This window comes from Piscinibacterium candidicorallinum (assembly GCF_047549485.1).
In the GTDB taxonomy this organism is placed as follows: Bacteria; Pseudomonadota; Gammaproteobacteria; order Burkholderiales; family Burkholderiaceae_C; genus Piscinibacterium; species Piscinibacterium candidicorallinum.
In genome coordinates, this window is sequence record NZ_CP180191.1 from 2,894,333 (window position 1) to 2,919,023 (window position 24,691).

Consider the following 24,691-nt stretch of genomic DNA (forward strand, 5'->3'; position numbering starts at 1 on the left):
TTGTGCACACCAAGAGTTCCGATGCATCGACTGCATCGGGCGCCACACCTGCTCAGGGTCTGCCCTGAGATCGATCGTCGCAGACTGAACTCACTGCTCGCGCAGGCGCTGCCAGTGCTGCATCAGCCCGAGAGTGGACGAGTCATGCAGCCCGGGCGCGGCTCCCGGTTGCAAGCCGGCGGCGATCGGCGTGGCCAGTTGCTTGCCCAGCTCCACGCCCCACTGGTCAAAGGAGTTGATGCCCCAGACGAGCCCCTGAACGAAGACCTTGTGTTCATACAGGGCCAGCAGCGCGCCAAGGGTGGCCGGGTCGAGTCGCCGCACCAGCAAGGTCGAACTGGGCCGGTTGCCCGGAAAGCTGCGATGCGGCGTGAGCCGTTCGGCCTCGGACGGCGCCATGCCGCCGCCAATCAGGTCCGTCCGGACTTCCTCCGCGGTCTTGCCACGCAGCAGCGCTTCGGATTGCGCGAAACAGTTGGCCGCCAGCAGGCGATGCTGATCCTCGAGGCCGCTTTCAGTGTGCGCCGCGAGGATGAAGTCCACCGGCACCACTTTAGGACCCTGGTGCAGCCACTGAAAGTAGGCGTGCTGCGCATTGGTTCCGGGCTCACCGAACACCAGCGGCCCGGTAGCGTAGCTGACGGTCTGACCATCGATCTGCACCCGCTTGCCATTGCTCTCCATGTCCAGCTGCTGCAGGTGCGCGGCAAAGCGGGATAGATTCTGCGCGTAGGGTGCGATTGCCAGCGCATCCAGCCCGAGGAAGTTGATGTTCCACAGACCGATGGCCGCCATCAGGACGGGCAGGTTGTGCTTGAAGGGTGCATCGCGGAAGTGCAGATCCATGGCGCGAGCGCCCGCCAGGAGGGCGCGGAAGTGCGCGCTTCCCAATGCAAGGGCGACAGGCAGTCCGATCGAGGACCAAACCGAGTAGCGGCCACCGACCCAATCCCAGAAGCCGAACATGTTGGCCGGATCGATGCCGAAGGACGCCACCTCGCGCCCGTTCGTGGACACGGCAACGAAGTGCTGGCGCGTTGCAGTCTCACCCAGATGCCCAATGAGCCATTGGCGCGCGCTGCGCGCATTGGCCATGGTCTCCTGTGTGGTGAACGTCTTGCTCGCGATCACGAACAGCGTACGTGCAGGATCAAGCTGCTTGAGCACGCCCTTCAGATGCGCGCCATCCACATTCGAAACGAAGTGAACGCGCGGACCGCTGCAATACGGCTCCAGCGCCTGCACCATCATCTGCGGACCGAGGTCACTGCCGCCGATGCCGATGTTGACCACATCGGTGATCGATGCACCCGTAGCGCCCGTCCACTGCCCGGCTCGCACGCGATCTGCAAACGCGAGCATCCGCTCGCGCACTTGCAGCACATCGGGCATGACGGGCGTGCCATCGGCCTGGTACAGGTCTTCCGCCTCGCCGCGCAGGGCCATGTGCATGACGGCGCGCCCCTCGGTGGTGTTGAGCGGTGCGCCACCAAACAGGCTGCTCACGGCAGGGCGCAGTGCACGCGCCTGCATCAGTTCGTCCAGCAGCGTCATGGTGCGCTCGTCCACACGTTGCTTGCTGTAGTCGAGCAGGATGTGCGCATCAGCGCCGTCGAATTGCGCACTGAAGTGTTCGAAGCGCATCGGGTCTGCGCGCATGAGTTCGCGCAGACTGCTGGCGCCGAGCGCTTCGCATTGGGCCTGCAGCGCCTGCCATGCGGGGATCTGAGCAAGCGGGGTCATGGGTGCTCCGGTGCTGCGCTCAAGAATTGGGACGCGCCAAAGACGCGGCCTCGCGGGCCTGTGCGCCGATCTGCGCCCAGCGACCCGCAGCCACATCAGCGGGCGCCACAAACCAGGAGCCCCCGATGCAGGAGACATTGGGCAAGCTGAGAAAACTCGGCGCCGATTGCAGCGTGATGCCTCCTGTCGGGCAGAAGCGTACGTCGCGAAACACACTCGCGTAGGCCTTGAGCACCGGAACGCCGCCCATGGGTTCTGCCGGAAAAAACTTCAGACGCGTAAAGCCCGCGTCGCGCGCCTGCATCACCTCCGAAGGCGTGACCACGCCGGGCAGCAGGGGCACGGTCACGTTGCGGGCAGCGGCAGCAAGCGTCGGGGTCAGCCCCGGAGACACCATGAATTGGGAGCCTGCGTCCACGGCCTGGCGCATCGCATCCGGCGTGGTTACCGTCCCGGCGCCGACGATGGCGCCCTGAACGCCGCGCATGGCCTCGATCGCGGCCAGCGCAGCGGGAGTGCGCAGCGTCACTTCCAGGACGCGCACGCCCGCCTCCACCAAGGTCTGTGCCAGCGGCTTGGCTTGCGCCACATCGTCGATGACGATGACCGGAATCACCGGGCCGTCGCCCATCAGTGCGTCAATATCGATCTGCATCTCTGTTCTGCTTTCTTGAACGCGCCGGCCTGGGTCCCTCCCCCGAAGTCCGACGGTCGATTGAAGGAGGTTCAGCGCTGGCTGTGCGACACCATGCGCGCGAGCCGGTGTTCCGACCCCGCCTCGTTGGCGTCCATAGCCTCGGCGAGCTCGCTGGTTCCAAGCTCATCGGTCAAGCCGGCGCGCATGGCCACGCCAACCGCCAGGATGTCGATCACCAGCAGGTACAGCACGCGGCTGATCATGGGCACCTGCGTAGCCACGTCTTCGGAGTGATCCAGTGCAATGGTGATGGTGGCCTTCTTGGACAGCGGCGACTGATTCGCCGTGATGGCCACGACTTGCGCGCCCCGCTCCAGCGCGGCGTCCACTGCGGCGTTCAGCTCGGGGATGCGACCCGTGCTGGAGATCACCACCAGCACGTCATCTGGCGTCAGCACATTGGCCGCCATGAGCTGCAGGCGCGGCTCGGTATGCGCCGCCGTCGGCAGGCCGAATCGCAGGAACTTGTACTGCGCGTCCTCGGCCACGATGCCGTAGTTGCCCACCGCGTAAAAGTCGATCCGCTTGGCCTTGAGCAGCAGCTCGATCGCCTGATCGATCGCCTTGCGATTGAGCTGGTCGCGGATCTGCAGGATGGCGCTGGCCGTGTTGCCAAGCACCTTGGCACCGAGTTCGAGTGCGGTGTCTTCCACCGTGACCTGTGTGTGCGTAACCGGGATCGTGCCCGTGAGGCTGGAGGCCAGGCGCAGCTTGAAGTCCGACAGGCCTTCGCAACCGAGCGTCCGACAGAAGCGGATCACGGTAGGCTGGCTCACGTCTGCCGCACGCGCGATCTCCATGATCGGATCGTTCAGGATCGAGCGCGGACGCGAGAGCACCACATCGGCCACGCGACGCTCGGCCGGCGAGAGTTCGCGGTGTAGTTGCCGGATGCGGTCGAGGATGGAGGCGCCACCGCTGCGCTTGCGCAGCTGCGCGTCCAGGATCGCCGCCACGCCAATGAAGGTGGCCTGATCCGCGGTGATCACATAGGTGGGAATGCTGGCCACGAAGCCGGAGAATCGACCCTTGCTCTCGAATCGACGCCGGAAAGCCGACTGGTCGAAGTATTCGCCCAGGCGGGGCACGATCGCACCGCCTATATAGATGCCGCCGAAGGCACCCAGCGTCACGGCGAGGTTGGCCGCCACCGCGCCGAGCATGCCGCAGAACACCTCAAGTGTCTGTTCGCATAGCGCACACTGCTTGGAGAGCCCGCGGCTGGTGATATCCAGCGCGCTGAGCGCCTCGGCAGGCTTGCCGGCGAGATGGCACAGCGCCTTGTACATCAGCTCAAGGCCACTGCCTGAGAGCAGCCGCTCGGCTGACACGTGCGAATACTGCGTCCACGCGAACTCGAGAATCGCGACCTCGCGCTCATCGGTGGGCGAGAAGCTGACGTGGCCACCTTCGGAGCCGAGCGAGATCCAGCCGTCATCGGCCGGGATCAGGCCGGAAACACCCAGGCCGGTGCCCGCGCCCAGCAGGCCGATGACGCTGCGCGCCCGCGCCTGGCCGCCACCGATCTGGCGGCGCTGGTCCTCACGCAGGTGCGGCACGCCCACGGCCAATGCAGTGAAGTCGTTCACCACCAGCAGCGTGTCCAGACCGCAGTCCAGCCGGGTCTGCTCGATCGAGAACTGCCAGTGGTAGTTGGTCATGCGGACGAGGTCGCCCTCGACCGGGTTGGAGATGGCCACGGCACCATGACGCACGTCCATGTCCTCGACCATGGCGAGGTAGGCCTTCAGTGCGCTGCCGAAGTCCGGGTAGTCGGCGCAGCGCAGGGTCTCAAGCCGCTCGAAGCGCCCGCGCTCGCGCTCCACGGCAAATCGGGCGAAGGTGCTGCCAATGTCGGCCAGCAGACGTGCACCGTCGGAAAAAGCCATCCTCTATCCTTTTTCTATCGCTCTATCGGCGGCCGCTTGTGGCGGTCTTGGTCGCAAATCGCGGCAAGTCGCTGACTCAAGCGTGCGACTACATCCGCGTTGTTGTTCGTCGAAGGCCGACCTTTGTAGCATTGTTACGCAAATCAGCCTGGAATTTGTTTGTTGAGCATCGCCCTGGCGCGAAGGCATCACGCGGCGGATTGGGTGACCCCGTGCAGGGGATCGGCAGCCCGTCTGGCTGCGCAGTGTGCCGCGATGTATTGCGCATGCGTCGGCATGCCCACCACACAGTTGGCGATCACCTGTCGCACGCTGGCCAGATAGCGCTCCGCGTCCGCCGTCGGCACGAGATCAGCCAGGGGATGGTGGCTGGCGGGGCGCAGCCCCTGGCCATGCATCACCTGCAGCCAAGCCACTTCGGAGAAGAGCTCGGCCCCTTCACGGAAGATCCGCCCGCGACTTTCGTACAAGGCCATGCGCATCTTCAGACTCGCCGGCACGTCCATGTTGCGGCAAGCACGCCAGAACGCTGAATCGTCACGCTGATTGGCGTGATAGTGCAGGATCAGGAAGTCACGGATGCTCTCGAACTCCAGACGCGTGATCCGGTTGTACTCGTCGATGTCGGCTGCGCTGAACTCGCGGTCCGGGAAGAAGTTGATAATCCGCGCGATCGCGGTCTGGATCAGATGGATGCTGGTGGACTCCAGCGGTTCCATGAAGCCGCTGGACAGGCCCACCGCCACCACGTTGTGCTTCCACGGCGTCTTGCGCATGCCGGTGACAAACTTCAGCGTCCGCGGCGAGGCGAGTACCTCCCCCTGCACGTTGGCCAGCAGCACGGCTGTGGCTTCGTCCTCGCTCATATGCCGGCTGCAGAACACGTGACCGTTGCCCACTCGGTGCTGCAGCGGGATGCGCCACTGCCAGCCCGCAGTGTGGGCGGTTGCGCGGGTGTAGGGAATCGGCGGCTCCACTGACGCTGTCGGCACCGCAATCGCCCGGTCACAGGGCAGATAGTGCGTCCAGTCCTCGTAGCCTGATTGCAGGGTCTGCTCAATCAGCAAACCACGAAAACCCGAGCAGTCGATGAAGAAGTCGCCGGCGACCACGCTGCCACTCTCCAGGCGCACGCCGCTCACATGCCCGTTTTCGGCCGATCGCTGCACATCGAGAATCTTGCCCTCGATGCGGCGTACGCCGCGTGCCTCGGCATAGCGGCGCAGATAGCGGGCGTACAGGCCGGCATCGAAATGGAAGGCATAGGCAATCTCCGACAGCGGTGAGTTGCGCAGTTCCAGTTGCGGCCGGCTGAACTTGCCTGACGCCGCCGCCATGCGGGTGATCGAGTATTCCGCGATGTCTGCCGCCTTGCCCGCGGCAAAGAGCTTGTGCCAGTACTGCTCAAAGGGCACGGTGTAGAGATCCTGGCCGAAGCGGCCGAAGCCGTGCGTGTAACGCTCGCCGATCCGGCCCCAATTCACGAACTCGATGCCGAGCTTGAAGGAGCCCTGCGTCTCGCGGACGAACTCGTCCTCGTCGATCTCCAGCACCTTGTTGTAGTTCTGGATCGGAGGAATCGTGGCTTCGCCGACACCCACAGTGGAAATCTCATCGGACTCCACCAAAGTGATGTTGAAACCGCCGCGCAGAAGCTTGGCGAATGCTGCGGCTGTCATCCAGCCGGCGGTGCCGCCACCCACGATGACGATGTTCTTGATGTGCTGAGAAGTCTCGGAATTCATGGAACTGCCCGGCCCGACGTGAATGCGGGCTTACTGCCTGATTGAACCAGCGTGACTGGCGTGCCGACGAAAAAAAACCCTTGCCGGCGCGGGGCCGACAAGGGTTTGTCTCACACCAAAGTGCTTACAGCTTGTAGTTGATACCGAGGTACCAGGTCTGGCTGCCGGGCGAGTTCTCGATGATGTTCGACTTGTCGCCGCGATAGCGCACAAAGGGCGTCTTGCTGACGTTGGCGACCTGGAACAGCACGCCGAGACCCTTGGCCACGCCACGCTGGAACTCGTAGCCGATCTGTGCGTCCGTGTAGGCCTGACCCTTCACGTAGGTGAGCTGGCGGTCACCAAAGATGTCAGAGACTTCACCCACGAAGTCCGAACGGAAGTTCCGGGCAATACGTACCTGGAAGCCGTTCTTCTCGTAGTAGGCGGCCAGGTTGGCCGTCATCTTCGACAGACCGGGCAGCGGGATCGTGCTGGAGCCCAGATCGGTGCCGCGCACGCCGCTGGAGGGCAGGCGCACCTTGCTCGTGGTGTTGGCGTAGTTCGCGAACAGGCCGAAACCGTCAAGGTGCGGCGTCAGCAGCGAGAACGGCAGCGAGGCGCCCAGCTCATAGCCCTGGATCGAACCGCCCGAACCGTTCTCCGGACGCGTCAGCAGGCCGACGGTGGAGCCAGACGGCGGACGCGGGCTGCTCGCACTCAGGAAGGGTGCGAAGTCGAACACGCGCGTCGTATTCAGGATGTAGGTGTCCAGATCCTTGTAGAACACGGCGGCCGAGAGTTGGCCCTTGTTGCCGTAGTACTTCTCCAGCGACAGGTCGATGGCGTTGGCGCGGAAGGGCTCAAGCAGCGGGTTGCCCGAACCACCTTCGATGCGAGGCGCACGAGCGGCAGCCGAGCCCGGGGTGGTGCCGGGGAAATCCGAGTTGGGCGAGTTGTTCACGCCGAAGCCGAGGCTGGCGCGCATATCGTTCATGGTCGGACGGGCCATCACCTTCGCGACGGCAAAGCGCAGCGCGGTGTCATTACCCAGATCGAACTTGACGTTGGCCGCCGGCAGGATGTCCGAGTACTTCTTGCCCGAGCCCACGCGCTGGCGCACGCAGACATCGTTCGGGCAGGGGCCGCCGTCGGTGGAGAAGGCGCTGGACGACTGATCCGAATTCACGAACTGTGCGCCGGCGTTGCCGCTGACGGGCATGCCGAACAGGGTGGTATCCATGTCGAGGCGACCGAACAGCGTGGTCACCTTCTCATTGACACGCCAGTCCTTCTGGTTGACGTCCGGCACGAGCTTGGCTGCGACCTGATAGATGCTGCCGACCGAGCCGCTCGGATCCCAGGTCACGACCTGGAAGCCGCCGAGCTGGGGAATGCCGGCCACACCGCTGCCAGGGACGGCCACGGAAGCGAAGGGGTTGCCGCCGGGGATAACCAGACGACCTTCGACATAGGCACGGACCTTTTCGCGATCGGTGTAGTTCAGGCCGACTTCAGCTGTGGAGAAGAACCAGCCGTCCGGCAGGGCACGCTTCACGCTGCCGCGCACGGCGCTGATCTTGTCATCCACAAACGGGAGCTTGGAGTAGCCCGCCTGCGGCAGGCTCGATCCACCGCCCCAGCCCATGACGTCGGTCAGACCCACCTGACCACGATCGGCATAGTTGCGGCTGGTCGTGTAGCGGGCGTTCTGCACGCCACTGCCGGTGCCGTTGAAGCCGGTCCAGCTGATGGTCTCACCAGGCAAAGAGGGGTTGGCACTGCCGGCCAGACCTGCGGTGGTCTCGAGCACGCCGCCGCGGCGCTTGACCTTGCCGGTGCTCAGGTCGACGTCCACCGTCCAGTCGCCGAGGTTCAGCTTGTTGTTCCAGCCAAACGAGTTGAGGGTGATCTCGGTCTGTTGAGAGTCGTTGCGGACCACGCCCTTGAAGTTGTCAAACGTCCCGCTGACCCAGTTGCCACCCACCAGGGTGCCTGCGGTCAGGTTGCCGCCGGGGTCGTAGCCGCCCGCGCTGGAGAAGCCGATCGGGGCCTGGAAGCCGCGGGTCAGCTTGCGCTCGTCGGACTTGGAATAGAACATGTCCAGCGTGCTGTTCCAGACCTTGTTGGGCTTGAACTGCACGGTGCCGGCGAAGCCGTCACGCTTGAAGGTGGTCTTGTCGACCCAAGCGTTGAAGCCGCCCGGCGCGTTGCCGGTCTGACCGCCGGGGCCAGCGACGTTGTTAGCCACGCCCCAAACTTCGAAGCGGCTGAATTCGGCGCCCTTGTCATCGAGACGGGCATAGCCCAGCGCGACGCCCAGCTTGCGGTCCATGAACTGGTCGATATAGGCGATGCTGAAGCGGTCGCCATTGCCCTGCTGCGCAAGGCCGATGCCGCTCTTGGCATCGCGATAGTTCACGGCAATCGTGCGGCCCGACGCATTCAGGGGGCGCACAGTCTGCAGATCGATGGTGCCTGACAGGCCCTGACCGAGCAGCGACGCGGTCGGCGTCTTGTAGACGACAGCGCCGGAAAGCAGTTCTGCGGGGTACTGGTCGAACTCGACGCCACGGCTGTCGCCGGAGGACACCTGTTCGCGACCATTGAGCAATGCGGTGGAGAAGTCGCCGGACAGGCCGCGGATCGAGATCTGCTGGGCACGGCCGCTGTTGTTGGTGCGCTGCGTGGTCACGCCTGGCAGACGGGCGATCGACTCGGCGATCGAGACGTCAGGCAGCTTGCCCACGTCTTCGGCGGATATGGCTTCCACCACACCGTCGGCATCTCTCTTGACGGTGATGGCGGCTTCGATGGCGCGGCGGATACCGGTCACGGTGACGGTATCGACCTTCTTGGCCTCGTCTTCTTTCTTCTTCTTTTCAGCCGCGGCCTTTTCAGCGGCGGCCTTTTCGGCTTCCGTCTGGGCTTGCGGTGCCGCGGGGGCGGCCGGGGCCTGCTGGGCGAATGCCGCACCGCCCAAGGCAAGCATCAGCACGGTCACACTGACTGCGGCCGGCTGGATGGCAAGGCGCGAACGCTCTGCCTGGGCGCCGAGGTTGCCCTCTTGGCGCTGGCTCTTACTACGCTTCATCGATGTCTCCTCACGTGTTCCCCGCACTGCCTCCCCCCGGGAGCGCCAGCCTGAGAATGTTGTTGCCCGCGTGTTTTCCACGTTTTCCCCGGGCATAAGCAGATTTGTAGCAAAACTAGATTCAGTGTCAACACATTCGGTTACTTAAGGCGTTCGGGCGCACCGGAAATGCGCTGCGGCGCAGCATGAAATTGCCGTAAATCCTTGTTTTCATTGACTTTTTCCTCGGGTCCCGCGCGCGCCGTCCGCGACATGAAGTGAGTCTGTAGCGCAACTACATGATCACAAGCACGAACCAAGTCGGGGCAAAAACTAGACGCCGGCGCCCAAACGCAGGGCGTCGACTGCCGCGCTGTGGTGCAGGGCGATCGATTGCGCAACGTCGATCTGTAGGAAAACTCCTGAGACGCGCCTGCGCTTGGAGTCGAGCATCCGCTGCTCGCACCTAGGCGTATCCCGGTGCACGCTTGATACTCAGTCGGTCGCGACGGGGTGCGCAGCGCTGCGGCTTGCGCCCCGAGCACACCCATCGCATCTCGGTAGTATTCATACATTCGAAGGCGTTCTCGCGCTTGCGGTGCACCGAAGCAGCCACGCCCTTGAATGGGCTGGAGCACGCCAAAAGAGAGCCGCACGTGGATTGCAGCGCCATGCCAGCGATGCAGCCACAGATCCAGCAGGTCTCGTGAAGCAGCGCACAGCGCCGCCCGCTCTCCAGCCATTGCATCCATGCACTCCAGACCGCCCGCTCCGCCTGAGCCGCCTGCGTCGCAGTGGCCACACAGCGCCGCCCGCGCCGAATCACGCACTGCCGCGCCTGAGCTTCGACGCGCAAGAAGCGCGGCGGCCCTGCCGCCTCTGGGGCCCGTGGCCTACCCGCTGCTGGGCGAGCTGCTGCTCGGCGTCGGCGTGGGGCTGGTGGCCACACTGCTGGCCTCGCGTGTCAGCGACACCTCCGCCGCCGCGCTGGGGCTCACGGGGCACCTGACGACATTGCTGTTCATCCTGTTCCGCGTGATCGGCGCGGGCGTGAGCGTGGTGGTGGCGCAGGGCCTGGGCAGCGCGGCGGACGGTGGCAACAGCATTACCGCCGCACACAGCAGCGCGGCGCAGGCCGTGGCCCGCGCCTCACTGGGCGCGAGCACCTGGGCGGGCCTGCTGATTGCGCTGGCCACCGCCGTGTTCGCGCAGCCGCTCTTGAGGCTCATGAACGCGCCGGACGCGGTGTTTGCCCTGGCCTTTCCGCTGCTGCTCTGGCTGGCTCCCGCGATGCTGCTGGACGCCTGGAACGCAGCGCTGGCCAGCGTGACACGCGCCCACCTGCACGGTCAGGCGGCGCTGCGGGTGATCGTGATCGTCAATGCCGCGCATCTGGGTCTGGCCGCGCTGCTGATGCTGGGCACGCCCACGCTGCCGGGCACTGACCTTGCACTTCCCGCGCTGGGGCTGACCGGCTTTGCCATTGCGATGCTGGTGAGCAGGGTGCTGGGTGTGGCGCTGCACCTCTGGGTGTGGCGCAGCAAGCTGGATCTGGTACCGCGCTGGTCGGATTGGTGGACCCTGCCCTGGAAGAAGCTGGACGGCGTGCTGCGCATCGGCATCCCGGCCGCGGCGGAGAACGTGCTCTACCGAGTGTGCTTCATGGTGAGCGTGGCGGTGGCCGGGCAGCTGGGCGCGCAGGGGCTGGCGGCGCAGGCCTATGTGCTGCAGATCAACTACCTCACGCTCATGGCCGGCCTGTCGATCGGGCTGGCGGCGGAGATCGTGGTGGGTCATCTGGCCGGCGCCGGGCGCCTGCATGTGGCCGACCGCCTGGTGCGGCGCGCGCTGGCTCGGGCGCTGCTGCTGTCGGGTCTTGTGGCGGGTACTGCGGCCCTGCTTGCGCCCTGGCTGATGCGCCTGTTCACGCAGGACGAAGCCATCATCGCGCTGGCGGTGAAGCTGCTTGCCATTTCCGTGCTGCTGGAGCTGGGCCGCAGCTTCAATCTGGTGGTCATCAACGCCCTGCGCGGCGTGGGGGACGTGAAGTTCCCGTTCGCCGCGGGTGCGACGTCCATGGTGATCGTGCTGGCCGGAGCAAGCTGGTGGCTGGGCGCTCGGCCGAGCGACGAAAGCGGCAGCGCGCTCGGGCCGCTGGGCTGGGGTCTGGTCGGCGTCTGGCTCGCCTATGCAGCCGATGAGTGGGTGCGCGGTCTGATCATGTGGGGCCGCTGGCGCAGCCGCGCCTGGGTGCCGCTGGCCCACGCGGCGCGCCGCCGTGCGCGCCGGGCGGCTTGGCCGGGCTGAACGCCTGCGGCTAGGCGTAGCGCTGGGGCGAGTGTGCGGTTGCGTACCAAAGCGGTTACCGAAACCGGTGGTCAAGGCACGTCAATGCCACCAAAGTGCGCGCCAAGACCGCGGAACGCCGATCGCAGAGCTTGGCCAACAACAACCGACTGGGCGATCAGGTCGCACCGATCGTGATTCTGGACGGATTTGGCTGATAACGATCAGTCATTCAGTCCGATTTTGATTACATCAGCACTTGGAATGGCTGGAGACCCGCGCCCCATATGCGGAAACCCGGATCTTCAACTTACGGCCGATTATGACTTAATTGTTTAGCCGAAATCGTTCTGCGCCAACACTGGGCTGGGCGCGACGGCTGCGCGATTGAAACGAGTAATGCAGGCGACGGCCACCCGCAACGCGGCAGCGAGAGCTCAGCCCCGCTGCCCGGCAATCACCGCCGCTGCGCCTGCCAGCGCCACATGGGTTTCAGCCACTACGGCCACCGGCACCGCGCGCAGGTAGTCGCGGTAGCGGCCCTTGGCCTCGAAGCGCTCGCGGAAGGCGGAGGCGAAGAAGCGCTCGCCCAAGCGGGGCACGATGCCACCGGCGATGTACACGCCGCTGCGCGCACCGAGGGTGAGCGCCACGTTGCCGGCGAAGCTCCCCAGCAGCGCGCAGAAGGTGTCCAGGGTCTTGCGGCACACGGGATCGCTGCCGGCCAGGCCGCGCGCGACGATGTCTTCCGTGCTCAGCGGCGCTTCGGGCGCCTCGCCCAGCAGCACCTGCGCCACCGCGCCGTGCAGCACGGGCAGGCCGATCCCTGACAGCAGACGCTCGGCCGAAACATGCTCGAACTGCCGGCGGGCGGCCGCGATCACCGCGGCTTCGAAGTCATTGCCGGCGGCCAGCGTGGCGTGCCCGCCCTCGCCGGGAATGGCGACCCACTGGCCGCCATGGCGGATCAGACCGGCCACACCCAGGCCGGTACCGGGGCCGACCACGGCCATCGGGCCATCATTGGTGGGCAGCGGGCCCTGGGCGATGAGCTGGGCGGGCGTGAGTTGCGGAAGCGCGAGCGCGAGCGCCTCGAAGTCATTGACCACGGCGAGGCTGTCCAGCCCGAGCGAGGCCTGCAGCGCGCTGCGCGAGAACTGCCAGGGGCTGTTGGTGAACGCGACCCGGTCGCCGGTGATGGGCGAGGCCACCGCAAAGGCGGCATGCCGCGGCGCGCGCCACTGCTGCCCCATCGCGGCGGAAAGTTCACGCAGATAGGCGGCGGCGGCATCGTCCGGCTGGGCATGTTCGGCCACAGACAGGCTGCGCACGTGCGCCACCGGCGCACCGGGCGCATCCACCCAGCCGAAGCGGGCGTTGGTGCCGCCGATGTCCGCAACCAGCCAGGGCAGTGCCGCGATCGTCATGAATTGCGCCGCCAATTAGCCGTGCTCCGCGCGGCAACGGGAGGACGACGGCAGACGCGATCCGCAGGCCTGGACCTTCGGCAGCGTCGCACCGGCCCGGGCGATCGTCGGGTTCAACATGGGTCCTCCCCCCTCGTCATGCGGGGCGCGGGCGATCGAGCCGCACGCCGAGCCGCGTCGAACTGCGCGCGCAATTGCGCGCTCGGGAGGCTGCGTGGCGCGTTTTGTGCAACATCATCGTCCTCCCATGTCGTGAAATGGTAGCAAAACTACATATGTGCAACAAGCACTTCGCGCGCAACGCCGTGCGCCCCTGCTAGCTCACACCTCATGGATCCGGTGCAGCTTCGACAGGTTGCAGGCTTGTCCATGTAGTCCTGCTACAGCCGAACGCCGCACCCCAGGATCCTCGGCTTACTGGATCACGAACACCACCGCGCTGCGGCCGGGAATCGCCAGCGCCGCACCGCCCGGCAGCGTCCGCGCGTCGTTGGCCACGCGGGCATCGGCCCCGGCCTCACGGTGCACCGGGTGCAAGACCCAGGCGGCATTGCGCAGATCTGCGGGCAGATCGAGCGTCTGCGCCTGCGGCGAGGCGTTGATGACGTACAGCAGCTGTCGGAAGTTCGCGCCCGCGCCGCCGGCACCGCTCAGGCCTTCGCCATTGAGGTGCCCGGCCAACAATACGGGGTTCTGGGTCGGGCCCGTATTGAGCAGGCGCAAGCGCTCGCTCACGGCCTGCGCCGTGGGCAGCCGGAACAAGGCGCTGCTGGCGCGGATCTTCAGCAGATCCTGAAACGCACGATTGGTCCACTGGATCTCGGCCGCGGTGGGCTTGATGAGCGGGTTCTCGAGCACGGGCTTGTAGACCGCCCAGCTATGGCCGTTGTCGCGCTTGGGCGGAAGACCCGTGCCGAAGTAGTTGTCGGTGAGCGTCCAGTCGATGCGGTTGAACCAGTCGCCACTGTCGTAGCTGTTCTTGTCCAGGCTCTTGGAGCGCAGGGTTTCCACGCCGGCATGGAAGTAGGCCACGCCCTGGCTGAAGGCGGTGATGGCCGCGCCGACGATCTGCGCCCGAGCGCGCTCCTCGCGCGGCGTGTCGGCCGGCATCTTCAGGGCGTTGATGTCAAAGAGGGTGTGGTTGTCGTGGTTCTCGACGTAATTCACCACCTCGCCGGGCTGGCTGGCGTAACCGGCGGGCTGGTTGCCATAGGGAATCTCTTCGAGCTTGAGCTCCACGCCATCGGCCGTAGTCATGCGGTAGCCGCGTAGCGAGCCGGCCAGGCCGACGCGGATCAGGTCCGCCGCCGCCATCAGCTCGGTCTCCGGGAAGGGTGCGCGCTGGGCGGATTCATTGGGTGCGTAGACAAGGCCGTTGATCCAGCCTTGGCGCAGGAGCGCTTCGCCGGAATCGCAGCAGCCGCCGCCGCGGGCGGCGTCGCGGGCGCGGTCAGAAAACGTGCCGATGCCGCTGCCGTTGAGCGAAAGCTGGCTGGCCTGCACGAAGCGCCGGCCGTTCTCGATCTCGCCGAAGTTCCAGCCTTCGCCGATCAGGTTGATGTTGCGGCCGGTGGCGCGGTTCACGGCACGCTGCAGCTGCTCCATGGCCGGGCGCGGCTGGTGGCCCATGAGGTCGAAGCGGAAGCTGTCGATCTTGTAGTCCCGCGCCCAGACCACGGCGGACTCGATCATGAGCTTGGCCATCATCATGTGCTCGGTGGCGGTGTTCTCGCAGCAGGTGCTTTGCTCCACCGCGCCCTTGGCATTCAGGCGCTGGTAGTAGCCGGGCACGATGCGGTCGAGCACGGATTTGTCGCTCTGACCGGAGGCCGGCGTGTGGTTGTAGACCACGTCCATGCCCACACGCAGGCCGATGCGGTGCAGGGCCTGCACCATCTCGCGGAACTCGATGATGCGGCGCGCGCCGTCGGAGGCATCGGTGCTGTAGCTGCCCTCGGGCGCGGTGAAGTTGAAGGGGTCGTAACCCCAGTTGAAGCAGTCGCGGCCGGAGACTGCCTCGATTGCGGCCTGCTGTGCCTCGCTGCCGGGGCCGGCCTGCGGGATCTGGGGCGACACACAGCCCTTCTCCGGGATTGTGGCGATGTCAAAGGCAGGCAAGAGGTGCACGTCTGTGAGCCCCGCCTGCGAGAGCGCCGCCAGATGCTTCATGCCATTGCTGCCCGTCTGGGTGAAGGCGGCGAAGGTGCCGCGCAGCTTCTCGGGCACAGTGGCGTCCGTGATGGAGAAGTCGCGCACGTGCAGTTCGTAGATCACCATGTCCGTCTGATTTCGGACCTTTGTGGGCCGCGGGGTGCTGTCCCAGCCGGCAGGCTTGAGCCGGGCATCATCCAGATCGGCGATGTAGGCGCGCACGGAGTCCGTGGTGAAGGAGAGCGCGTAAGGGTCGGTGACGTGATTGCGCACCAGGCCCACACCGTCCACGATCACATCCACCGCGTAGCGGAAGTAGCGGCCGCTGTGGTTGGTGGGCAGGCGTGATGCCCACACGCCGGTGGGCAGATCCATGCGCATGGGGTGTACGGAACGGGCGTTGCCGCTGCCGGTGTCATACAGGCACACGCTGACGGCCTGCGCGGTCGGCGCCCAGAGCTTGAAGTGGGTGGCGCCTTCGCGCAGATTGGCGCCGAGGTCGGGCACACGCTCAGCCTGGGAATACAGGGCATCCAGTGCGCCGGGCATCTGCGTGAGGGTGGCGGCCACTACCTTGCCCTCGGCGTCGAGCGCCGCCAGCACCACCTGGCCGCGCAGCAGCGGCTTGATGCGGCTGCGGTCGGCGGGCTTCACCTCCAGCACCGGGCCGGCGCCGATCCACTTGAAGCGCTCACTTACTCCGGCCGGCAGGCTCTGGCTGCGCGGCGTGAGATCGATGCTGGCCTCCACGCCCTCGGGCACGCCGCCCGTGCGGGCCACCACCGCGCCGCGCGCGGAACTCAGCAGCTTGAACGTCGTACCGGCAGCAGGCTTGGCACCCGGCCACTGCAGCAGAAAGCCATTGAGCCAGTAGGCCTCGCGCGCGAGCTTGGGGGCCTCCGCGGGCGCGGCCGCCAGCACCTGCTGATGGCCGGCAAAGTTGCAATCAACCGGCGGCAGAGGGGCAGCTGCGGTCTGGGCGACTGCAGCGGCCAGGGGCAGCAGCGCGGCAAGGGCGCCGCAAGCCAGGATACGGAATGGCGTCATGTGAGTGTCCTGAAGGCGCGGTGCCAGCACGAGTGCGGCGCCGCAGGAAAAGTTTCGCGCTCCGCAAGCGATTAGGTAGTAAAACTACGCCGAGGAGACAACGCGGCGGATGCTAGCAGCGTCAGAGCGCATCACGCCTCAATAACCCGGCAGAGTGCACAGTCTTGCGGCCGCTGAGGCGGCCATGCAATGCCGTAATCCAATTACATCGCGCCAGATTGCGCCGGATCGAGCCCTTCATGTCCTTGCTGCCCACCACCCTTTCGCCCCTGTGGCGCGCCCTTGGCGCGGCCGGTCTTGCCCTGATGGTGGGCGCCTGCGCTGCGCCGACGGCCAAGCTGCCTGCGGCCCAACCGGTCGATCCGGTCGCCCAGCTGCCTGCGGACTGGCACAAAGGCGCCTTCATCGAGATCTTTGTGCGCGCGTACCGCGACAGCAATGGCGACGGCGTGGGTGACCTGAAGGGCGTGACACAGAGCCTGGACTACCTGCAGGCCCTCGGCGTGCGCGGCATCTGGCTGATGCCGATCCAGACCAATGCGGACGGCGACCACGGCTACGCCACCACCGACTACCGCGGCATCGACCCGGCCTACGGCACGATGGCCGACTTCGATGAATTGGTGCGCGAGGCCGCCCGCCGCGGCATCGGCATCATCATGGACTACGTGATCAACCACTCGGCCGCCGAGCACCCCTTCTTCGTCTCCGCCCGCAGTGACGCCAGGAGCCCCTACCGCGACTGGTATGTCTTCACCGATGGTCCCATGCCCGAGGGCTGGTGGATCTGGGACAAGAACCCCTGGTATCGCACCGCGCCGGAAAGCTGGAACTTCAAGGGCCACCCCAAGGACCTGCCCAAGCCGCCGGCCGATGCGCGCGGTTTCTACTTCGGCACCTTCGGCCAGCACATGCCGGACTTCAACATGCGCAACCCGGCCGTGGTGAAGTACCACGAGGACGCACTCAAGTTCTGGCTGGACCGCGGCCTGGCTGGCTACCGGCTGGACGCCACGCCCCATCTGATCGAGAACAACGCGAAGGACTGGAACGACCAGCCGGAAAGTCGCGCGCTGACCAAGCGCTTCCAGGACCTGATCAAGGCCTACCCGCGCCGCTATGTGGTGTGTGAGGCCACGGCCAAGCCTGAGGAGTGGGCGGCCGATTCGGTCTGCGGGTCGAGCTTTGCGTTCGGCTTGCAGTACGACATCATCGCCGCCGCCCGCGGTGGCCATCCGCCCGGCCCCAATGGTGAACGTACGGGCAAGACACTGGCAGAGGCCGTCAAGAACATCGCGGACTACCTGCCCAAGGTCAGCCCCAACATGGCGACTTTCCTGCACAACCATGACATCTTTGCGGGCCGCCGCGTGACGGACCAGCTGGGCACCGACGCCGTCGGCTACCGCCTGGCCGCAGCCACCTACCTGCTCGGCCCGGGCACGCCCTTCATCTACTACGGCGAAGAGATCGGCATGGCCGGCACACCCTGCCCGGCCAACAGCAAGCCGGGCGACGACGGCAAGCCCTCATGCGGCGACACGCCCCTGCGTGGCCCCATGAGCTGGACCTCGAACCCCGGGACCGCGGGCTTCACAACAGGCACTCCCTTTCGTGCACTCGCAAGCAATGTGGCAGCCGCGAATGTGAACGACCAGCTCGCGGACCCGAACTCGCTGTTGACCTTCTATCGCCGGCTTGTTGCACTGCGCAATGCCGATGCGGCCCTGCGCAACGGCGCGCTGGACGAGGTGCACCACAACGCGCAGGCCATCGGCTGGGTGCGCAGCGCAGGCGCCAAGCGCAACCTCGTGGCTGTCAACTACGCAAACAGTGTCACCACATTGACTTTCAAGCCGGTGGCTGCCGACCTACGCTTGGTCTATTCCTATCCCAACCCGGGCGGATCGGTCCGTGTCGACGCCGCCGGCACCCTGAGCGTGAGCCTGCCACCGCGATCGGTGAGCCTGTTCAGCACGCCCTAGCGCCGGTTCAACGAGCGATGCGCGCCCACCCGGCCCGCATCGCTCATCATGACCAAAGCCTTCGCTTCACAGGCCGATCTGCAGGACAAGCAGATCAGCTTCACGCAGCTCTCCGAACACGCCTGGGCCTACACCGCAGAGGGCGACCCGAACACCGGCATCGTCATCGGCGACGACGCAGTGATGGTGATCGACACCCAGGCCACGCCGATCATGGCGGCCGATGTGATCCGCCGCATCCGTGAGGTGACGGACAAGCCGATCAAGTATGTGGTGCTGAGCCACTATCACGCAGTGCGCGTGCTCGGTGCCTCGGCGTATGTACCGGAAGGCGCCGAGCATGTGATCGCCAGCCACGACACGCTGGACCTGATCCGCGAGCGCGGTGAGCAGGACAAGGCCAGCGAGATCGGCCGCTTTCCGCGCCTGTTCCGCAACGTCGAGAGCGTGCCACCCGGTCTGACCTGGCCCACCCTCACCTTCACCGGCAAGATGACGCTCTGGCTGGGCCGGCTGGAGGTTCAGCTGCTGCAGCTGGGCCGCGGCCACACCAAGGGCGACACGGTGGTGTGGCTGCCGGGCGAGCGCACGCTGTTCTCCGGCGATCTGGTGGAGTTCGATGCCACGCCCTACTGCGGCGACGCCTACTTCAGCGACTGGCCGGCCACGCTGGACGCCATCGCGGCATTGAAGCCTGCGCAGCTCGTGCCCGGCCGCGGCGCGGCGCTGGCGGGCGAGGCTCAGGTGGCTGAAGGCTTGCGCGGCACGCGCGCCTTCATCAGCGATGTGTTCGCCGCAGTGAAGGCCGGCGCCGCGCAGAACAAGGATCTGCGCGCGGTCTACAAGGAGACCCTCGACGCTGTGCGCCCCGCCTACGGCCACTGGGTCATCTTCGACCACTGCATGCCCTTCGACGTGAGCCGCGCCTTCGACGAAGCGACCGGCCACCGCGACCCGCGCATCTGGACGGCCGAGCGCGACATCGAGATGTGGAAGGCCCTTGAGGGCTGAACCCGCAGCGCGCAGCACCATGGCCCTCGACCTGAGCTACCGCCGCAGCGCCGACCAGGACGCGGCCCAGCCGGCGCTTCACCCGGTGGTGGTGGTTGGCGCCGGGCCGGTCGGCCTCTCTCTGGCCATCGATCTGGCACAGCGCGGCCAGCGGGTGGTGGTGCTGGACGCAGACGCCGCGCTCTCGGTCGGCTCCCGGGCGATCTGCTTCGCCAAGCGAACCCTGGAGATCTTCGATGCGCTGGGCGTAGGCGAGGCCATGGTGGCGCGCGGCGTATCGTGGAACGTGGGCCGCGTGTTTCACGGGCAGCGGTCGCTCTACAGCTTCAACCTGCTGCCCGAGCCCGGCCATCAGCGCCCCGCCTTCATCAATCTGCAGCAGTACGTCGTGGAGCAGTTGCTCGTCGAACGGGCGATCGCGCTGGGTGTGGATCTGCGCTGGATGAACTGCGTCACTGCGGTGGAGCAGCACGGCGCCTACGTGCAACTGGGCATCGACACACCGGACGGGCCTTACACACTGCAGGCGCTGTATCTGGCCGCCTGCGATGGCGCGCGCTCGACGGTGCGCGAGCGCATGGGTCTGAGCTGGACCGGCCGCCAGTTTCAGGACCGCTTCCTGATTGCGGATGTACGCATCGACGAGGATCTGTTCCCGGACGGCGCCACCGAGCGCTGGTTCTGGTTCGACCCGCCCTTCCACCCCGGCGGCAGTGTGCTGCTGCACAAGCAGCCGGGTTATGTCTGGCGCATCGACTTCCAGCTCGGATGGGGCGCAGACCCGGAGGCCGAGCGTCAGCCCGACGCCATCATCCCGCGCGTGAAGGCCATGCTGAAGCTGGGTTTCGGGCGGGACATCCCCTTCAGTCTCGAGTGGGCCAGCGTCTACACCTTTGCCTGCCAGCGCATGGCGCGGTTCGTCCACGGCCGCGTGCTGTTTGCCGGGGACGCCGCGCACCGCGTCTCGCCGTTCGGTGCGCGCGGTGCGAACTCCGGCATCCAGGACGCGGACAACCTGGGCTGGAAGCTCGACGCCGTGCTGCGCGGCCGCGCCAGCACGGCGCTGCTGGCCAGCTATGGCACCGAGCGCGAGGCCGCGGCCGACGAGAACCTGCGCAACTCCACCCGCAGTACCGACTTCATCACACCCAAGTCCGACGCCAGCCGCGTGCTGCGCGATGCCGTGCTGCACCTGGCGCGCCGCCACCGCTTTGCGCAGCGTCTGGTGAACAGCGGGCGCCTGTCCAGCCCGAGCGCGTATGTGGATTCGCCACTGTCCACACTGGCCGCGGATGAAGCCCGCTTCGATGGCGGCCCCGTGCCGGGCGCACCGATTGCCGATGCGCCTTTGCTCGCCCGCAGCGGCGAGCGCCAGTGGCTGCTGGCAGCATTGCGTCAGGCCGCGCGCGGCCGCTGCACGCTGCTGCTCTGGGGCGCCATGCCCGACTGGCTGCAGGCCTTCGACCTGGGTGTGATTGCTGTGGGCGGCAGCTGGCTCGATGAGACGGGCCTGGCGACTCGCCGCTTCGACGCGCAGCCGGGCACGGCCTACCTGCTGCGGCCGGATCTGCATGTGGCCGCACGCTGGCGCAGCCTGCGGCCCGAGCAACTGGCTGAGGCACTGAGCACGCTGACCGGGCATCGCGCAGCGGCACCACGAGGCGCCGTCTCCGACGCCCCGGAACATGCCATGGAGCAGCACCCATGAATCTGCGCGAACCCGCGATTGATGCGCCCGATGACTTCTATGAGGCCCTGCTCAAGGCCCATGAGGGGCTGGACGCGAACGCCAGCGCGGCGCTCAACGCGCGACTGGTGCTGCTGCTCGCCGCCGAGATCGGAGCGCAGCGCAGGCTGTGCGAGCTGATCGAGATGGCGAAGGCAGACGATCCTGAGGGAAACGACCAGTAAAACTTGTTTTCGGCCACTGTTTTGATGATCGATGATCTTTTCAAGAATGGCTTCTGAAAAGCGGAAAGCCGAAATATTTCTATTTGATTTAGTTCAAAAACAGCCATACTCGAAGAGAAGGAGACAGACATGATCCACACACCCCGCCGCACCTGGGTGCGCGCACTAGGCGTCGCCGCACTCGGCAGCCTGCTGGGCCTGGGCAGCCTTGCAGCGCACGCACAGGACAAGCCCATCGAATGGGTTGTGGGCTATGCCGCGGGCGGCGGCTCGGACATGGTGGCGCGCACCGTCGCCGAGCAGATGAGCCAGACGCTCAAGCGCCCCATCATCGTCAGCAACCGCCCGGGCGCGGCCACCAACATCGCGGCGGACTACGTCTCCAAGAGCAAGGACATCGGCAACATCCTCTTCACCGCCGACTTCGCCACGCTCGCCGCCAACCCGAGTCTGTTCGCCAAGCTGCCCTACGACCCGGATCGGGACTTCACGCCCGTGGGCCTGCTCGCGCGCTTTCCGATGCTGCTGGTCGTCTCCAACGACGTGCCCGCCAAGAACTGGAAGGAGTTCACCGCCTGGGCCAACGCGCAGCCCCAGGGCGTGAGCTATGCCTCGGCCGGTCTTGGCAGCCCGCATCACCTGTCCACGGAACTGCTCAAGCAGATGAGCGGCCTGAAGATGACGCACGTGCCCTACCGCGGCGCAGCGCCGGCGGTGCAGGACCTGCTCGGCGGCCAGATCAAGGTCGGCCTGATGGACACGGCCAGCGTGCAACAGCATGTGAACGCCGGACGGCTGCGCGCCATCGGTGTGGCCAGCGCCCAGCGCCTGAAGAACTTCCCGGACGTCCCCACGCTGATCGAGCAGGGTGTGAAGGGCTACGAGGCCTATGCATGGCAGGGGCTGGTCGTCCCCAGCAGCACGCCCAGGGAGACCGTGGCGCAGCTGCACAAGGCCCTGCAGGCGGCGCTGGACACGACCATGGTGAAAGCACGCTTCCACACCCTGTCGCTCGAAGCCCTGCCCGGCACACCCGAACAGATGGCCGCGTATGTGAAGACCGAGCGTGAGCGCTGGGGCAAGCTGATCCGGGAGAACGGGTTCAAGATTGAGTGATCCCGTGAAGCCGGATGACCCACTCCGCCCTCGGTGCGAGGTGAGCACAAGCGCAGGCGAGCCGACACCATCCCGGGATCTGACGTACCCCAGCGCGGTGGACGGGTGGGTTGTGGCGGTGATGGCAGCGACCATCGCCATCGTCGGCTACGCAGTCTGGACTGGCTGGAGCGCATCGGTGCTGGGCAATGCGCTGCTCACCCTGAGCTTCTTGGCGGTGCTTGCGACTGTCCCGGGGCTCATGTGGCCGTGCGTCTACACACTCACACAGGACGCACTGATTGTGCGCGCTGGGCTTCGCAGCATCCGCGTGCCCTATGGCGAGATCCGACGTATAGAACCCACGCGCACACTGGTTGCCGGTCTTTCGCTGTCGATGAACCGCTTGGCGATTCGGGTGGGGTACGACGACATCCTGGTTTCGCCGCGGGACTTGGCGGGCTTTCAGGCCGCGCTGCAGCAGCGTGTGGACGCTGCGCGCGTACAGGACGCACCGCATTCTGGGTAGCCACGGTTTGAGCGCAGGGTGCGCTCAATACACTGCACCACCGCCTCCGTTCGAGAGGCTCAGGGAGTACACGTCAGCATGAAACCCGTCCTGCAACGCCCCACCGCCGCCTTTGTCGGCGCGTCCTGGCTGGCCCTGGTGGTCGGTGCCGCCACCTACATGATCGGCCTGTGGAACTCGAATATGCAGCTCAACGAAAAGGGCTACTACTTCACCGTGCTCATGTACGGCCTGTTCTCGGCGGTGTCGCTGCAGAAGTCGGTGCGCGACCGACTGGAAGGCATTCCGGTCACGGGCATCTACTTCGGCCTGTGCTGGTTCTCGCTGATCCTGTCCATCGGCCTGCTCGGCGTGGGCCTATGGAACGCCAGCCTGAACAGCACGGAAAAGGGCTTCTACGCCATGGGCTTCCTGCTGGCGCTGTTTGCCGCTGTGGCCATCCAGAAGAACACGCGCGACATTGCGCTGTTCAACGCCGCACAACGTGGTGGGCTCGCGCAAGACGCTTGAGCATTGAAGGTCCATTGAAAAGGGCGCGATTCAATCGCGCCCTTTTCCATTCCAAGCCGAGCTGATCGTCTAGAGACCGAGCGCCCGCTTCACCAGCTCGAACGGCGCACGGCCGCTGCCACCGGAGATCAGGCCGAGTACACGAGCCGGCTCGGCGCCGAGCTGCTCCCAGGTGAAGCGCCACTGCCAGTTGCCCTCGGTAGAGCCTGGCAGGTTCATGCGCCCGGCATTGCCCAGGCCCAGGACATCCTGCAGCGGGAAGATGGCCATGTTGGCCACCGAGTTGCTGGCCGCGCGGATCATGGCCCAGTGCACGTCGTGTTCGCTGCAGGCGAGGTAGGCGCCGCAGAAGCTGCGCTCATGGTGCGGGGCGGCGTCCCACCAGCCGCGGGCGGTGTCGTTGTCATGCGTGCCGGTGTAGACGATGCAGTTGGGCGTGTAGTTCTGCGGCATGAATTCGTGCGTGCCGTCGCCCCCGAATCCGAACTGCAGGATCTTCATGCCGGGAAAGCCGAAGTGATCGCGCAGCTCAGTCACGTCCTCGGTGATGAGCCCCAGGTCTTCGGCCACGATGGGCAGCTTGCCCAGGGCGCGTTCGATCGCCGCAAACAGGGCCTTGCCAGGGCCAGGCACCCACTGACCCTCGCGCGCGGTGGGGCAGCTGGCCGGAATCTCGTAGTAGCCCGCAAAGCCGCGGAAGTGATCGATGCGGAACACATCGGCCTGGCTCATGGCGCGGCGGATGCGCTGGGTCCACCAGGCATAGTCCTCGGCCGCCATGCGGTCCCAGCGGTACAGCGGGTTGCCCCAGCGCTGACCATCGGGCGCAAAGCCGTCCGGTGGCACACCGGCGACCACGGTGGGCTGATAGTCCTCATCAAGGTAGTACAGATCGGGGCGCGACCAGCAGTCGGCGCTGTGATGGGCGATAAAGATGGGCAGATCACCCATGATCGAGATGCCCTTGCTGTTGGCATAGGCCTTGATCGCGGCCCACTGCACATCCCAGCACCACTGCACGAACCTCCAGAAGCCGACCTCGTCGGCATGCTCCGCGCGCGCAGCCGCCAGCGCCTTGGGCTTGCGGGCACGCAGGTCTGCAGGCCACTGCCACCAGCAGTAGTTGCCCTGGGCGCCGTACTGGCCTTCCAGGGCCATGAGCAGGGCATAGTCGTCCAGCCAGCTGGCTTCGCGCTTGGCCCAGGCATCCAGCGCGCTCTTGTCATGGGCCGACGCCTTGGACTTGAATCCGGCCCACGCCGCACGCAGCTGAGCCAGGCGCCAAGGCACCACGCGGCCGTAATCGGCACGTGCGGCATCAAAACCGCCCTCTGGCAATGCAGGCTGCGGCAGCCAGCCCTTCTCCACCAGTGGCTCCAGCGCCACCATCAAGGGGCTGCCGGCAAAGGCCGACACGCTCATGTAGGGCGAATCGCAGGGGCCGATCGGCATCATCGGCAGGGTCTGCCAGACGGTCTGGCCGGCGCTGGCCATCCAGTCCACAAACTTGAAGGCCGCAGGGCCGAAGTCGCCAATGCCATGCGGCCCGGGCAGCGAGGTGATGTGCAGCAGGACACCGGAGCGGCGCTGGTTCAGATTCATGATGCGTGAAG

General features: G+C 66.2%; 16 protein-coding genes. 8 read left to right on the top strand and 8 right to left on the bottom strand.

The genetic code is table 11. The annotated features are described in order from the left end of the window. Positions 1-90: 90 nt before the first annotated feature. The 5 genes from pgi to ACMDW7_RS13210 all read right to left on the bottom strand — a co-directional run bounded on the left by pgi (position 91) and on the right by ACMDW7_RS13210 (position 9,147). The gene (gene pgi, locus ACMDW7_RS13190; protein ID WP_377303924.1) at positions 91-1,743 is read right to left on the bottom strand and encodes a glucose-6-phosphate isomerase; all 1,653 of its coding nucleotides are present in this window, start codon (positions 1,741-1,743) and stop codon (positions 91-93) included. Between the two features lie 19 nt (positions 1,744-1,762). Continuing rightward, positions 1,763-2,398, bottom strand: a complete 636-nt coding sequence (gene eda, locus ACMDW7_RS13195) for a bifunctional 4-hydroxy-2-oxoglutarate aldolase/2-dehydro-3-deoxy-phosphogluconate aldolase (RefSeq protein ID WP_377303922.1) — start codon at positions 2,396-2,398, stop codon at positions 1,763-1,765. Between the two features lie 71 nt (positions 2,399-2,469). Further along, the gene (locus ACMDW7_RS13200; RefSeq protein ID WP_377303920.1) at positions 2,470-4,329 is read right to left on the bottom strand and encodes a glucokinase; all 1,860 of its coding nucleotides are present in this window, start codon (positions 4,327-4,329) and stop codon (positions 2,470-2,472) included. Positions 4,330-4,517: 188 nt separating this feature from the next. Then, positions 4,518-6,074: a tryptophan halogenase family protein gene (locus ACMDW7_RS13205; protein ID WP_377303918.1), complete on the bottom strand. Its 1,557-nt coding sequence runs from the start codon at positions 6,072-6,074 to the stop codon at positions 4,518-4,520. Between the two features lie 124 nt (positions 6,075-6,198). After that, entirely contained in the window at positions 6,199-9,147 is a 2,949-nt protein-coding gene (locus ACMDW7_RS13210) for a TonB-dependent receptor (RefSeq protein ID WP_377303916.1), read from the bottom strand. A gap of 867 nt (positions 9,148-10,014) precedes the next feature. Here ACMDW7_RS13210 and ACMDW7_RS13215 point away from each other — a divergent pair. Beyond that, positions 10,015-11,433, top strand: a complete 1,419-nt coding sequence (locus ACMDW7_RS13215) for an MATE family efflux transporter (protein ID WP_377303914.1) — start codon at positions 10,015-10,017, stop codon at positions 11,431-11,433. 416 nt (positions 11,434-11,849) lie between these two features. On the opposite strand, the gene glk is transcribed toward ACMDW7_RS13215, so the two are convergent. Together glk and ACMDW7_RS13225 are read right to left on the bottom strand one after the other, a co-directional pair. Next, complete coding sequence (gene glk, locus ACMDW7_RS13220) at positions 11,850-12,839, bottom strand: glucokinase (RefSeq protein WP_377303912.1); 990 nt, start codon at positions 12,837-12,839, stop codon at positions 11,850-11,852. A 414-nt stretch (positions 12,840-13,253) separates the two neighbouring features. Beyond that, complete coding sequence (locus tag ACMDW7_RS13225) at positions 13,254-16,037, bottom strand: alpha-1,6-glucosidase domain-containing protein (RefSeq protein WP_377303910.1); 2,784 nt, start codon at positions 16,035-16,037, stop codon at positions 13,254-13,256. A 239-nt stretch (positions 16,038-16,276) separates the two neighbouring features. Between ACMDW7_RS13225 and ACMDW7_RS13230 the strand changes: the two genes are divergently transcribed. The 7 genes from ACMDW7_RS13230 to yiaA all read left to right on the top strand — a co-directional run bounded on the left by ACMDW7_RS13230 (position 16,277) and on the right by yiaA (position 23,078). Next, complete coding sequence (locus ACMDW7_RS13230) at positions 16,277-18,022, top strand: alpha-amylase family glycosyl hydrolase (protein ID WP_377303908.1); 1,746 nt, start codon at positions 16,277-16,279, stop codon at positions 18,020-18,022. Between the two features lie 45 nt (positions 18,023-18,067). Then, positions 18,068-19,033, top strand: coding sequence for an MBL fold metallo-hydrolase (locus ACMDW7_RS13235; RefSeq protein ID WP_377304279.1), 966 nt, complete (start codon positions 18,068-18,070; stop codon positions 19,031-19,033). A 19-nt stretch (positions 19,034-19,052) separates the two neighbouring features. Further along, positions 19,053-20,741, top strand: a complete 1,689-nt coding sequence (locus tag ACMDW7_RS13240; protein WP_377304277.1) for an FAD-dependent oxidoreductase — start codon at positions 19,053-19,055, stop codon at positions 20,739-20,741. After that, a complete protein-coding gene (locus ACMDW7_RS13245; RefSeq protein WP_377303906.1) occupies positions 20,738-20,944 on the top strand; it encodes a DUF2783 domain-containing protein in 207 nt (68 codons plus the stop codon). Before ACMDW7_RS13240 ends, ACMDW7_RS13245 begins: the two co-directional genes overlap by 4 nt. Positions 20,945-21,073: 129 nt before the next feature. Continuing rightward, complete coding sequence (locus tag ACMDW7_RS13250; protein WP_377303904.1) at positions 21,074-22,060, top strand: Bug family tripartite tricarboxylate transporter substrate binding protein; 987 nt, start codon at positions 21,074-21,076, stop codon at positions 22,058-22,060. Positions 22,061-22,157: 97 nt separating this feature from the next. Next, positions 22,158-22,568 (top strand): PH domain-containing protein, encoded by a 411-nt coding sequence (locus tag ACMDW7_RS13255; RefSeq protein WP_414859563.1) that lies wholly within the window; start codon positions 22,158-22,160, stop codon positions 22,566-22,568. Positions 22,569-22,646: 78 nt separating this feature from the next. Continuing rightward, positions 22,647-23,078, top strand: a complete 432-nt coding sequence (gene yiaA, locus ACMDW7_RS13260) for an inner membrane protein YiaA (protein ID WP_377303900.1) — start codon at positions 22,647-22,649, stop codon at positions 23,076-23,078. Positions 23,079-23,147: 69 nt separating this feature from the next. Here yiaA and malQ read toward each other — a convergent pair whose 3' ends face one another. After that, entirely contained in the window at positions 23,148-24,680 is a 1,533-nt protein-coding gene (gene malQ, locus ACMDW7_RS13265) for a 4-alpha-glucanotransferase (protein WP_377303898.1), read from the bottom strand. Between the last annotated feature and the right edge of the window lie 11 nt (positions 24,681-24,691).